Source organism: Mycobacterium sp. NGS35 (genome assembly GCF_059812855.1).
In genome coordinates this window covers 1-11,969 of record NZ_JCALDL010000001.1, presented here as the reverse complement: position 1 = coordinate 11,969, position 11,969 = coordinate 1, and the positions used below count along the sequence as shown (strand labels likewise).

Here is an 11,969-nt window from a genome sequence, read left to right as displayed (position 1 = left end):
GGTATCAACCGCGGCAGGGTCGTCGCGAATCGATGGCCGGGTTTCTGACCGGCTTTGAAGTCGACCGCGGGGCAATCACAAACGTCAGGTGGCGCGCATGCGCGCGATGGTCTACCGCGGGCCTGACAAGGTGCGCGTTGTCGAGAAGGACGTGCCGCCGATCGAGCACCCCAACGACGCGATCGTGCGCGTCACGCTCGCCGCGATCTGCGGGTCCGACCTGCACCTCTATCACGCATGATGCCCGACACGCGGGTCGGCATGACCTTCGGGCACGAAATCATCGGCGTGGTCGAACAGGCTACTGCTGATCGCCACAGACCGGGTGAATTCCGTTGAGCCTCAACTTCCTTCATGCTGAGCGGCCACCTGACGTCGCGGTTCGGAACCAACCGGGTGGACCGCAACCACATGTGGATCGACCCGATCCTGATCGGCGGACTGTACCTTCTTCTCGCGGCGGCGGCGGCGGCCGGCGCGGCGTTACGGCGGATACGACGATTCCGCCGCAGCCAGTAGCCCCTAGAGGATGTCGACGATCTGGTTCTTCAAATCCTCGGCCGCAGTTCCGAAGACCGCTTGCACACTGCTGCCCAGCTCCACCACGCCGGCCGCTCCGAGATTTCGCAAGCGGGCTCGGTCCACCTTGGTCGGGTCGGAGACTTCGATCCGCAGCCGGGTGATGCAGGCGTCGACGTTGACCAGGTTCTCGCGGCCGCCGAACGCGGCGATGACCTGCTCGGCCTTGCTGGCGGGCGCGGCGTCCACCGACGTCGCCGAATCGCGGCCCTCGCCGAGGTTCGCGTCTTGCTCGGCCTGAAACTCGGCGTCGGGCTCGCGCCCCGGAGTCCGCAAGTTCCACTTCGTGATCGCGAACCGAAACATGGCGTAGTAGACGGCGGTGAACACCACGCCAACGACGAGGAGCACCGGGATGTTCCTCGCGGCCGGCGCCGTGCCGTAGAGCAACAGGTCGATCAAACCGGCCGAGAACGAGAAGCCGAGATGAATGTCGAGCAGGTAGGCGACGGCCAGCGACACCCCGGTGAGAACCGCATGGATGAGATAGAGCGGGAACGCGACGAACATGAACGCGAACTCCAGCGGCTCCGTCACCCCGGTGAGGAATGCGGTGAGCGCGGCCGCCGACAGGATGCCGACGGCAACCCTGCGCTGGCGTTTGTCGGCGACGTGGATCATGGCCAGGGCCGCGCCGGGCAGCCCGAACATCAGCACCGGGTAAAAGCCTGAGGTCAATATCCCGGCGGTCGGGTCGCCGGCAGCGAACCTGGTGAGTTCGCCCGTGGCGACAGTTCCGTCGTGCGGATAGCTGCCGTAGAGGAACCACACGTACGAGTTCAGGATGTGGTGCAGGCCGAACGGGATCAACATCCGGTTGGCGAATCCGTAGACGAATGCGCCCAGCGCGCCCGAGCCGCCGATAAACGCCCCGAGGCCTTTGAGTCCGGCGTCGAACAGCGGGTAGAAGTAGCTCATCGCGAACGCGATCACCAGGCTCGCCAGCGACACCGCGATCGGCACGAACCGGCGCCCGCCGAAGAACCCGAGGTATGACGGCAGCGCGATCGTGTGATAGCGGTCGAACAGCGCGGCCGTCAGCAGCCCGACCACGATGCCGCCGAAGACGCTGTAGTTGATCTGCGCCTGTTCGCCTGCCTTGTCGACCACGCCGGCGAGCACGATCGGCGACATGGTCTTGAACACAGCCTGCATCACCAGGTATCCGACGACGGCGGCCAGCGCGGTGGACCCGTCGGCCTTCCGGGCGAATCCGATTGCGACGCCGACTGCGAAAAGCAGCGGCAGATTGGTGAACAGTGCCCCGCCGGCAGCGCTCATCGCACTGAAAAACGATCCGATGACCGGTGAATGGATCCGGCCGAGCAGATCGTCCTGGCCGAGCCGCAGCAGGATGCCGGCCGCGGGCAGAACGGCGATCGGCAACATCAAGCTCTTGCCCAGCCGCTGCAACTGCGCGAACCCGGGCACCCGAAGACCCGACTTCGCCTGTGGCTCTTGCGGTTTGGTCTTGTCGCTCATCATCTGCACCTTCCCGCGCACGGCTGTCAGACCGGCACAGCTCAGCGGAAGCTTAGACCAGGAGTTCTCCAGGTCCTGCTGGCTTCCCGTACGGTGCGCGTCGGCGACTATCTATCCTCCTGATGTGATTGAGACGGCCGTCGCCGCGCCCATCGGGGGCCGTGTGGTTGCGCTCGCCGACGTGCCCGATCCGGTCTTCTCAGCAGGCATGGTGGGGTACGGCGCCGCCGTCGACCCGCCCCGCCGGATCGTCGACGCGGTTGCGCCGGTGGCCGGAAGAATCATGAAGCTGCTGCCGCACGCCTTCGTCGTGGTGACTGCCGAGGGAAAAGGCATTCTCGTCCATCTGGGCCTCGACACGGTCCGGTTGAACGGCGAAGGTTTCACCGTGCATGTCAAGCAGGGCGACGACGTCGCGGTGGGCCAGCTCGTCGCCACCTACGACGTGCCGGCGGTGCAATCCAAGGGGCTCAATCCCGTGGTGCCTGTGGTGGTGATGGATGAACGCACATTGGGCAACGTCATCCCTGCCGTTCCGGCCGGTACTGAAATTACTGTCGGCGCAGCGCTTTTCACCGCGGTGAAGTAGAGCGGCATGTTGATCACCGCAAACACCGTGCTGACCGGCTCGAGTTTGCTGCGACCCGGGTGGATCGAGGTGCACGGCGGCACAGTGGCTGCGCTCGATGCCGGTGCACCGCCGCGGCCTGCCGACCGTGACCTGGGCGCTTTCACGGTGGTGCCCGGGTTCGTCGACACCCACGTGCACGGCGGCGGCGGCGCGCACTTTTCCGCCGCATCGCCTGCCGACACCGCCGTCGCGGCGCAACTGCACCGCCGGCACGGCACCACGACGCTGGTGGCCTCGCTTGTCACTGCGGGTCCGGCACAACTGCTTCGCCAGGTGGAGGCACTGGCCGAGGACGTCCGGCAAGGCTCGATCGCCGGGATCCACCTGGAAGGCCCATGGCTGGCCGCCGAGCGGTGCGGTGCCCACGAGCCGTCTTTGATGCGCGATCCGGATCCAAGCGAACTCGACCGGCTGCTCGCCGCGGGTGGCGGGACCATCAAGATGATCACACTGGCGCCGGAGCGACCCGGTGCGCTGGCGGCGATCCGGCGGATCGTCGACGCCGGCGTGATTGCGGCGATCGGGCACACCGACGCGACTTACGAACAGACGCGGGCGGCGATCGACGCGGGCGCGACGGTGGGGACACATCTGTTCAACGCGATGCGCCCGATCAACCATCGGCAGCCCGGGCCGGTGATTGCGCTGCTCGAAGATGCCCGTGTGACAGTCGAATTGATCGCCGACGGCGTGCACGTCGACCCTGCGTTGTACCGGCATGTGTGCCGCAGCGCCGGCCCCGACCGGGTGTCGTTGGTCACCGACGCGATCGCCGCGGCCGGAATGCCCGACGGCGCTTACCGACTCGGGCCGGTGGCAGTGGATGTCGTGGACGGTGTGGCCCGAGTTGCGGGCACCCACACCATCGCCGGTGGCACCGCCACCATGGACCACGTGTTCACATTCGCGTTGGCGCACAGCGGATTACCCCGTGAGGAGGCGTTGATGTCAGCCGTGCGGCAGGCCTCGATCAACCCGGCTCGCGCACTCGGCCTGCCCTTCACCGGGTTGGCGCCCGGAGCGAGCGCCGACCTGGTGGTACTCGGCCCGGATATGGACATCAACGGCGTCATGCACCAGGGCCGAATGTTGGGTTGAGCCACGCCGCGCGCCCCGAAGCGTGGATCAACCCCACATTCGGCATGCCGCTACTCGTGAGTGAGCAGAAACTCGACCAGCACCCGGCTCATCGACGGAATTGCCTCGCGTGCAATGACTTCGTAGCCGTGGGTGCTAAGCGTCGGCAGGCTGAGTAGCCCTGCGCGCGGTGTGATGCCTTGGGCTTTCGCATGCGATGCGTCGGACTCGAATGCACCGAGGGTGGCGGCCTGGGGTGACAAGCCCATTCGCCGGCAATGTCCATCAATCGGTCAGCGATGTCCTTGTCGTAGACGCAGAGCGCATCGCCGTACGCGACGATCGGCCCGCCGCCGACGCTGGTGGTGTATTCCGCTTCGGTCGGGCCGACCTCCAGCGCCAGCGTGAGGTCGCCGGGAAGGGTCCGACTTGCGTAGGAGCCACCGACGCCCCCGATTTCTTCGTTGGTCGTGAACACAACGTAGACATCGCGTTTCGGGCGCTGCCCGCGCTGCCGAATCATCTGCGCCACCTGCAGGAGTGCCGTTATCGCCGCCCGGTCGTCCATGAAATAGCAACCGAGGTAATCGCCGACCTCCACCAGCGTGCGCTTGCTTCGATGAACGCACACCCTTGTCCCGGGCCGCACGCCGGCTTCGGTGAGTTCCTCCGGCGTGCGCCCGGTGAAAACGTAGACGTGCGGCCAGTCCAGTGACTTATCTCCACCGTCGGGCTTGGTCTGCCAGATCCGCTGGCTCTCGGCGGTCGTGTGCTCCGAACCCAGCGCCAAGACGCCGATCAGCTGCTGCTGATTGCCGAGCACCGCGACCGGGCCCAGACCGAAGTTGCCCGGGTACATCGTGCCCAGCGGCGTCAGGTGCAGGGTGCCGTCCGGCTCCACCCGCTTGACCACCATCGACAGCTCGTCCATGTGCGCCATCACCCGAGTGGCGGGTGCATTCTGCTCGCCACTGCGGATGAGCCCGATGAGATTTCCCGCTTCGTCTACCCAGGTTTCGTCGACCACGGGTTGCAATTCGCGGCGGCAGATGTCGCGGACCTCGTCCTCCTGCCCGCATGGCCCGTACGTGTAGAGCAGCTCTTGCAACAGCTCCCGCCGAAACCCGTCTGTCATACCGCTTTCTGCGCGATCACCCATGACTGCACGATGTCACGCTGTGCTAATCGTCGTCCGCGTCGGGCGGATATGGCATACCGAATTCGTCGGCCAGCAGGCTTTGCACGATGATCATCGCCGCCTGCGAACCTGCCGCGATGGCGCCTGCCACGTACGGCTGCTCGGTGCAGACGTCACCGGCTGCGAACACCGAGCCCGCGCTGGTGCGATGCAGTGAATCCACTCCGATGGTGTCTGGCGCGAGCGGGCCGGGCGTGCAGGTGGCCCCGAGCTGTTCGGCGAGTTGGGAGTGCTGCCGCAGTGGCGCCTCCACCAGCAAGCCGTCTCGTTCCAGGCGAGTGCCGTCGGCGAACGCGATGGCGCCCAGCTGCCCGTCATGCCCGATCAGTTCGACGACCCGACGCTCCTCGATGGTGATCTTGGCCGCGTCCAGCAGCCGGCGTTCTTCAGGGGAGAGTTTCGGCGGCCCGTCGGTAAGCAGCACGACGTCTTCGCTCCACCCCCGCAGCATCAGGGCCGCATGCACGGCCTCTTCGCCGGCCGCCAGCGAAGCCAGCCGCTTGTCGCGCATCTCCCAGCCGTGGCAGAACGGGCACTGGAACACCGACTTGCCCCACATGTCGGCCAGCCCGGGCAGCTCCGGCGGGCAATAACGCATGCCGGTGGTCAGCAGCACGCGTTTTGCGTGAACCAGTTCGCCGTCGTCGAGTTCGAGCTCGAAGCCGTCGTCGACGGGAGCGCCTCGGGTGACCCGGCCGTCGCGGATCTCCACACTGGGATAGGCGGACAGCTCTCGCCGGCCGAGTGCGTACAACTCCGCAGGTGGACGTCCGTCATGGCCGAGCAGCCCACCGACGCCCTGCGATGGCAGGTTGCTCTGCTCGCCGGCGTCGACCAGCAATGTGCGACGACGGGCTCGGCCCAGCACCAGCGCCCCGCTCAGCCCGGCCGCGCCGCCGCCCACCACGATGCACTCCCAAACCATGAGAGGACTAATTGCGCGTGGCGGCGGAGCTCAAACCTGTGCCCGCCGGTTGTGAGACGATCCGCGGATTGACCACTGGATCAAAGACGCCGCGCCGTCGTCGGAGCTACGTCGTTAGTACCACCACGATCCCGCTCGCTACGACGGGTTCGTCGCCCGTTACGCACACGAGCTTGCGCAGCCGGCCGCACAGCAGGCGCTCGACGAGCTCCGAAACCTCGCCGACGCGGGGCCGGTTACGCTGCTCACGTCCGCGAAGGATGTCGAGCACAGCCATCTCGTGGTGCTCGCACGACTGTTGGAAAGGACTCCATGACCGCAGCCTGGGCGGTCGCCGTGGCGGCGATTTTCGTGTGGCTCGGCATGGTGCTGGCGATCTCGTTTCTGGAGGCGCCGCTGAAGTTCCGGGCGCCCGGGGTCACGCTCAAGATCGGGCTGGGCATCGGTCGGCTGGTGTTTCGTGCGCTCAACGGCACCGAAGTGGTGCTGGCCGCGGTGGTGCTGGTGGCGCTGGCGTTCAAGTCGCCGCCAGTGGCGGTACTCGTTGCCGTGTTCGTCGCGGTCGCTGCGCTGGCCGCGCAGCTGCTGGGCGTTCGCAGGCACTTGGCGCGGCGATCTGACGCAGTGCTGGCGGGGGAGGACGGACAAGGTGGGCGCTCGCGCGCACATTACGTTTACGTCGGGTTCGAAGGGATCAAGGTGATGGCGCTGCTGGTGTCCGGCATTCTGTTGCTGGCCGCGTGACGCCGACGAGGAGGAACGATGGAATCGTTGTCATTGACGGCAGTGGCCGACGAACAGCTGGCCCGGGCGCGCCAGTCCAACAGTGGGCGGTCGGCCCAGACCATCTACGGGGGCCACGAGCACTTTCTGCGGCAGACGGTGATAGCGATTCTGGGCGGCCACGAAATGGCCGAGCACAACAGTCCCGGCGAGGCCACGTTGCAGGTGCTGCAAGGTGAAGTGAAGGTGACCGCGGGCGAGGACTCCTGGCAGGGCGCCATCGGCGACTACCTGGTCATCCCGCCCGTCCGGCACAGTCTGCAAGCCGTCGAGGATTCGGTCGTGCTGCTGACCGTGCGCGCTGACAGCCGGGAACGGATTCAGTAGCGGTAGTCGGCCAGCTGTGTGCCGCCGATGCGCTCGTCGCCGTCCACGAGGACGAGCGCCGGCACCATCTCGCTGGTCACCAGCCCGTGCTCGCCGGTGAAGCTGTCGATCACGTCGAAGCTGCGGGCGATGCGGTCTGGGGTGTCGACGACGACCGTGGTCACCGGAACGCGCCGACTAACTTGAAAAAGCCTGTCGCCGTGAGGTTTACGCGAGCCGTGAAACCCCCAGACGCCGCGCAGCACCGTCGCGCCGCTGGCCGCTCCGCCGGCGCGGAGTTCGCGGACCAGCGCGCGGTGTACCGGTGCACCGCGGTGAAGAGCGGCCGAGGACGTATAGACCGTCAGCTTCTGCCATAGCGGCCGGCCGTGGCCGTCGGTCGTCGGCAACCGGTCAGGGCGAGCCAGCAGGGTGCCGTCGCGTTTGCATACGCGAACGCGCTCGACGGTGAACAGCGGATGGCGCACCATCGCGCTGAGCCGCGGCAGCACGTCGGCGATGGCGTCGGCGCTGCCGACCGCGATGATCATCATCGGCACGTCGACGTTGCGGCTGAAGAACCGGGCACGCCGGCGCTCGCCGCCCACGGTGCCGTCGACGCCGAGGAATGCCGACGCGCCGGCCAGTCCTTCGCGGTAGAGCAGGTCGCAGATCGCGATGTATGCCGGCACGCCGTCCACGCGTTCTTGACGGCCGATGTACACCGTGAGCTTCGCGGCATCAGTGGCCGACGGCGGCGGTTCCGTGAGGCCGGTGAGCAGCCGGGCCCGCTCCAGCGTGATCAGCCCGGTCGGGGTCAACTCCGCTACGTCGTCGACAAGCGCTGAGATCTTCCCGCGCGTGTCCACCGCCGCCACCGCCACGGGCGGGTCCTCCGACAGGCTCAGCCACTCGTCGCTGCGCAGCTGTTTGCGCGGCCCGAACGATGCGACGCCGCGCAGCATCACGCTGGTGGCAACGGCTCGCTCGGCGTACAGCGCCAGCATCTGCTCGGCCAGGAACCGGCCGTCGACGCGTTGGCGCTCACCGAAGTAGGCGGTCAGCTTCAACGCGTCGCTCACAGCCGGCCCGCGATCCACTGGCCTGCCACCGCGGCGGCGACGCCGAGCACCGTGCTGACGACGATGTTGGCCGCGGCGGGCCAGATCTGCCGCTCCTCGGCGAGCCGCTGAGTCTCCAGCATCCAGGTCGAGAACGTGGTGTAGGAGCCGACGAAAGCGGTGCCGGCCAGAAGCGAGACGTGGTGGTTCAGCGTCAAACCCGACAGCAGACCGAGCAGCATGGCGCCGGTGAGGTTGACCGTCAGCGTGCCGAACGGAAAGGGCTTGACGACCCGTCGGGCGACCGCGCGGTCGACCAGGAAGCGCAGCACGGCGCCGGCACCGCCGAGCAGCACGACGCCCGTCCACACTGCGACCGTCATGCCCGAACCCGCACCCGCCGCACCATGGCGGTGGCCACGTAGACCGCGAACAGGCCCGCCGCGATGCTGGCGCCGGTGTAGCCGGCCGCCAGGCCGTAACGGTGGTCTTCGAGCATGCGCAGGGTCTCCACTTGCATGGTCGAAAACGTGGTCAGCCCGCCGCACAGGCCGGTGCCCAGAAGCGGCCGCCGGTAGCTCGACAGCGGCAGGCGTTCCAGCAGCCGGGTGGTGAAGTAGCCCAACAAGAATGCGCCGACGATGTTGACGCCGAACGTCGGCCACGGCCACTGCCCGGGCCGTGGATCGGCCAGCGCGGTGAGACCGGCGCGGGCCAGGGTGCCGAGTGCTCCTCCGGCGAACACGGCCACCAGCTCGCGTCGGTCGAAGGCCATGTCGCAAAGTATCCACGACCGCTCGGCGAGGTCCGCGGTTCGGCGCCGCCGCCGCTGGAGCAGAATCGCACTCATGGCGGCCAATCCCCGTGCCGGTCAGCCGGCGCAACCCGAGGACCTCATCGATGTGGCGCATGTGGTGACCGCGTACTACACCATCGAACCCGAGCCGGACGATGTGGCGCAGCAAGTGGTGTTCGGCACGTCGGGGCACCGCGGATCGAGCCTTGACGGCGCGTTCAACGAGGCGCACATTCTGGCCACCTCTCAGGCGATCGCCGAGTACCGGGCCGTGCAGGGCACCACCGGCCCGCTGTTCATCGGTCGAGACACCCATGCGCTCTCTGAGCCGGCGTGGGTGTCGGCTTTGGAGGTTCTCGCCGCCAATGACGTTGCGGTGATGATCGATTCAGCCGACCGCTACACGCCCACGCCGGCGATCAGTCACGCGATCCTCACCTACAACCGCGGACGGTCGGACGGTCTGGCCGACGGGATCGTCGTCACCCCGTCTCACAACCCGCCTCGCGACGGCGGGTTCAAGTACAACCCGCCCAACGGCGGACCTGCCGACACGGACGTCACTGGGGCAATCGCCAAGCGCGCCAACGAGATTCTGCGTGGTGGGCTGGGCGACGTGAAGCGGGTACCGCTGGCCCGTGCGCTGAAGTTCGTGCAGCGGCACGACTATCTGGACGCCTATGTGGAAGACCTGCCCAATGTCGTTGACCTGCACGCCATTCGCGCCGAAGGCATCCGCATCGGCGCCGACCCGCTCGGTGGTGCGAGCGTGGACTACTGGGCGGCGATCGCCGAGCGGCACAACCTCGACTTGACGGTGGTCAATCCGCTTGTCGATGCGACGTGGCGGTTCATGACGCTCGATACCGACGGCAAGATCCGGATGGATTGCAGTTCGCCGAACGCAATGGCCGGGCTGATCGCCAATCGCGACAGCTATCAGATCGCGACTGGAAACGACGCGGACGCCGACCGGCACGGCATCGTGACGCCGGACGGCGGCCTGCTCAACCCGAATCACTACCTGGCGGTGGCGATCGACTACCTCTACAGTCACCGAAGGTCGTGGCCGTCGTCGACCGCAGTCGGCAAGACGGTGGTGAGCAGTTCGATCATCGACCGCGTGGTGGCCGGCTTGGGGCGCAAGCTCATCGAGGTTCCAGTCGGCTTCAAGTGGTTCGTCGACGGATTGATCGGCGGCAGCATCGGTTTCGGAGGCGAAGAAAGCGCGGGCGCGTCGTTTTTGCGGATGGACGGTTCGGTGTGGACCACCGACAAGGACGGCATCATTCTGGCGCTGCTGGCATCGGAGATCTTGGCGGTCACCGGAAAGACACCGTCGCAACGGTACGCGGAACTGGCCGAAAAGTACGGTGCACCAACGTATGCGCGCACCGACGCGCCAGCTGATCGGGAGCAGAAGGCCCGGCTGTCGAAGCTGTCGGCTGATGAGGTGACGGCCACCGAGCTGGCGGGAGAGAAGATCACGGCCAAGCTGACCACGGCGCCCGGCAACGGCGCTCCGCTGGGGGGGCTGAAGGTGACGACTGCCAACGCGTGGTTCGCCGCGCGGCCGTCGGGAACCGAGGACGTGTACAAGATCTACGCGGAGTCATTCCGCGGGCCGGACCATTTGCGTGAGGTGCAGGAGGCCGCGCGCGAGGTGGTGGCGAAGGCGCTGTCGTGAGTGCGACGCCTGCGGAGGGGGAGTGTCGGACCCAGACTCGACTGCCCCCTGAGGTCTGGGTCCTCATCACGGCCAATGCGGTGATCGCACTCGGCTACGGCGTGGTGTCGCCGGTGCTGCCGCAGTACGCGCGCAACTTCGGGGTGAGCATCAGCGCGGCGACCTTCGTGATCACCGCGTTCGCGGCGATGCGGCTGTGCTTCGCCCCAGTCAGCGGTCTGCTGGTGCAACGGCTCGGCGAGCGGCGCATCTACGTCAGCGGGATTTTGATCGTCGCGCTATCCACCGGTGCCTGCGCGTTCGCTGAAACATATTGGCAGCTCTTGCTTTTCCGGTCGCTCGGCGGTGTCGGGTCGACGATGTTCTTCGTGTCGTCGCTGGGGTTGATGATCCGCGTCAGTCCTGAGGATGCTCGAGGCCGGGTGGCGGGCATGTTCTCGTCGGCGTTTCTCGTGGGGTCGGTGGCCGGGCCGGTGCTGGGCAGTTTGACGGCGGGACTTGGGCTCTCGGCGCCCTTCGTGATCTACGGGATCGCGCTGGTGATAGCGGCCGCGGTGGTGTTTTTCAGCTTGCGGCATTCGTCGTTGGCCGCACCGGAGCGCCAGGCGGAGCCGGACGTGACGTTGCGGGATGCTCTGCGGCAGAAGGCATATCGCGCGGCTTTGGTGTCGAACTTCGCGACTGGGTGGTCGGTCTTCGGATTGCGCATGGCGCTGGTGCCGCTGTTCGTGTCCGAGGTGCTGGCGCACGGTGCGGGGATGGCAGGGCTGGCATTGGCAACGTTCGCCGTGGGCAACGTCTCGGCGGTGATTCCCAGCGGATATTTGTCCGACCGGGTGGGCCGGCGGACGCTGCTGATTGTCGGGCTGTCGGTGTCGGGGATCGCGACAGGCATGGTCGGGTGGGCGTCGTCGTTACCGCTGTTTCTGGCGGGTGCCTATGTTGCCGGCGCGGCGGCGGGTATGTTCAGCTCGCCGCAGCAGGCGGCCGTCGCGGACATCATCGGCAGCAAGTCGCGGGCGGGAACCGCGTTGGCGACGTTTCAGATGATGGCCGACCTCGGATCCATCACCGGCTCGTTGGCCGTGGGGCAGATCGCGCAGCATGTGTCGTTCGGCGCGGCGTTCGCGATCAGCGGGGTCATCCTGTTGGTCGCAGCCGGAGGCTGGGTGCTGGCGCCTGAGACGCGCGGGCATCGGCCGGCAGGGCCTACACCGGCGCGCGCACTAGGGCCCGAAGCGGGCGGTGAGGTGCCCTGACGCGGCGTTCGCCGAGGCAACAGAGAGATCGTCGGCCCGCCCGCTGGCCTCTTAGCTGCGACTTTGAGCAGCCTTCGCTGGTGGTGTAGCTTCGATGGGCACGTATCTCGGGGCTATGGCGCAGCTGGTAGCGCACCACACTGGCAGTGTGGGGGTCAGGGGTTCGAGTCCCCTTAGCTCCACTC

Annotated in this window: 12 protein-coding genes, 1 tRNA gene and 3 pseudogenes; 10 read left to right on the top strand and 6 right to left on the bottom strand. The window is 67.1% G+C overall.

All coding sequences use genetic code 11. The features are described 5' to 3' along the window. Positions 1-97 precede the first annotated feature (97 nt). Positions 98-300, top strand: a pseudogene (locus AC5Y4C_RS00080) (alcohol dehydrogenase catalytic domain-containing protein); the annotation flags it as partial. Between the two features lie 54 nt (positions 301-354). Then, positions 355-519 (top strand): hypothetical protein, encoded by a 165-nt coding sequence (locus AC5Y4C_RS00075; RefSeq protein ID WP_500007889.1) that lies wholly within the window; start codon positions 355-357, stop codon positions 517-519. A 3-nt stretch (positions 520-522) separates the two neighbouring features. Here the strand turns inward: AC5Y4C_RS00075 and AC5Y4C_RS00070 are convergent, their stop codons facing one another. After that, positions 523-2,061, bottom strand: a complete 1,539-nt coding sequence (locus AC5Y4C_RS00070) for a PTS transporter subunit EIIC (protein WP_499962351.1) — start codon at positions 2,059-2,061, stop codon at positions 523-525. Positions 2,062-2,185: 124 nt separating this feature from the next. On the opposite strand from AC5Y4C_RS00070, the gene AC5Y4C_RS00065 reads away from it, so the two are divergent. Both AC5Y4C_RS00065 and nagA read left to right on the top strand, forming a co-directional pair. Next, complete coding sequence (locus AC5Y4C_RS00065; protein WP_499907891.1) at positions 2,186-2,650, top strand: PTS sugar transporter subunit IIA; 465 nt, start codon at positions 2,186-2,188, stop codon at positions 2,648-2,650. A 6-nt stretch (positions 2,651-2,656) separates the two neighbouring features. Then, on the top strand, positions 2,657-3,790 hold the full coding sequence (gene nagA / locus AC5Y4C_RS00060; RefSeq protein WP_499962353.1) for an N-acetylglucosamine-6-phosphate deacetylase: 1,134 nt from the start codon (positions 2,657-2,659) through the stop codon (positions 3,788-3,790). 50 nt (positions 3,791-3,840) lie between these two features. On the opposite strand, the pseudogene AC5Y4C_RS00055 reads toward nagA, so the two are convergent. Next, positions 3,841-4,904 (bottom strand): annotated as a pseudogene (locus AC5Y4C_RS00055) (M42 family metallopeptidase). A 46-nt stretch (positions 4,905-4,950) separates the two neighbouring features. Continuing rightward, entirely contained in the window at positions 4,951-5,892 is a 942-nt protein-coding gene (locus tag AC5Y4C_RS00050; protein WP_499907894.1) for an NAD(P)/FAD-dependent oxidoreductase, read from the bottom strand. A gap of 178 nt (positions 5,893-6,070) precedes the next feature. Here AC5Y4C_RS00050 and AC5Y4C_RS00045 point away from each other — a divergent pair. The 3 genes and pseudogenes from AC5Y4C_RS00045 to AC5Y4C_RS00035 form a co-directional block, all read left to right on the top strand. Next, positions 6,071-6,208 (top strand): annotated as a pseudogene (locus AC5Y4C_RS00045) (DUF488 family protein, N3 subclade); the annotation flags it as partial. Continuing rightward, positions 6,205-6,636 carry a hypothetical protein gene (locus AC5Y4C_RS00040; protein ID WP_499948145.1) on the top strand — a complete coding sequence of 144 codons (432 nt, stop codon included), beginning with the start codon at positions 6,205-6,207 and terminating at the stop codon, positions 6,634-6,636. The pseudogene AC5Y4C_RS00045 and the gene AC5Y4C_RS00040, both read left to right, overlap by 4 nt. A gap of 18 nt (positions 6,637-6,654) precedes the next feature. After that, positions 6,655-7,002: a cupin domain-containing protein gene (locus tag AC5Y4C_RS00035; RefSeq protein ID WP_499907896.1), complete on the top strand. Its 348-nt coding sequence runs from the start codon at positions 6,655-6,657 to the stop codon at positions 7,000-7,002. Here AC5Y4C_RS00035 and AC5Y4C_RS00030 read toward each other — a convergent pair. From AC5Y4C_RS00030 to crcB (AC5Y4C_RS00020), 3 genes are read right to left on the bottom strand one after another with little or no spacing between them, the layout of a single operon-like run. Next, positions 6,996-8,063: a DUF190 domain-containing protein gene (locus AC5Y4C_RS00030; RefSeq protein ID WP_499962355.1), complete on the bottom strand. Its 1,068-nt coding sequence runs from the start codon at positions 8,061-8,063 to the stop codon at positions 6,996-6,998. The two genes, AC5Y4C_RS00035 and AC5Y4C_RS00030, sit on opposite strands and share 7 nt — an antisense overlap. Further along, complete coding sequence (gene crcB / locus AC5Y4C_RS00025; RefSeq protein WP_499907898.1) at positions 8,060-8,425, bottom strand: fluoride efflux transporter CrcB; 366 nt, start codon at positions 8,423-8,425, stop codon at positions 8,060-8,062. Before crcB (AC5Y4C_RS00025) ends, AC5Y4C_RS00030 begins: the two co-directional genes overlap by 4 nt. Then, a complete protein-coding gene (gene crcB, locus AC5Y4C_RS00020) occupies positions 8,422-8,817 on the bottom strand; it encodes a fluoride efflux transporter CrcB (RefSeq protein WP_499962357.1) in 396 nt (131 codons plus the stop codon). Before crcB (AC5Y4C_RS00020) ends, crcB (AC5Y4C_RS00025) begins: the two co-directional genes overlap by 4 nt. 73 nt (positions 8,818-8,890) lie before the next feature. On the opposite strand from crcB (AC5Y4C_RS00020), the gene pgm reads away from it, so the two are divergent. From pgm to AC5Y4C_RS00005, 3 genes are all read left to right on the top strand, one after another. Further along, entirely contained in the window at positions 8,891-10,525 is a 1,635-nt protein-coding gene (gene pgm, locus AC5Y4C_RS00015) for a phosphoglucomutase (alpha-D-glucose-1,6-bisphosphate-dependent) (RefSeq protein WP_499962359.1), read from the top strand. Continuing rightward, positions 10,522-11,784, top strand: a complete 1,263-nt coding sequence (locus tag AC5Y4C_RS00010) for an MFS transporter (RefSeq protein WP_499962361.1) — start codon at positions 10,522-10,524, stop codon at positions 11,782-11,784. The genes pgm and AC5Y4C_RS00010 overlap by 4 nt, the downstream gene beginning before the upstream one ends. A gap of 109 nt (positions 11,785-11,893) precedes the next feature. Next, a tRNA-Ala gene (locus tag AC5Y4C_RS00005) sits at positions 11,894-11,966 on the top strand. Positions 11,967-11,969: the final 3 nt, after the last annotated feature.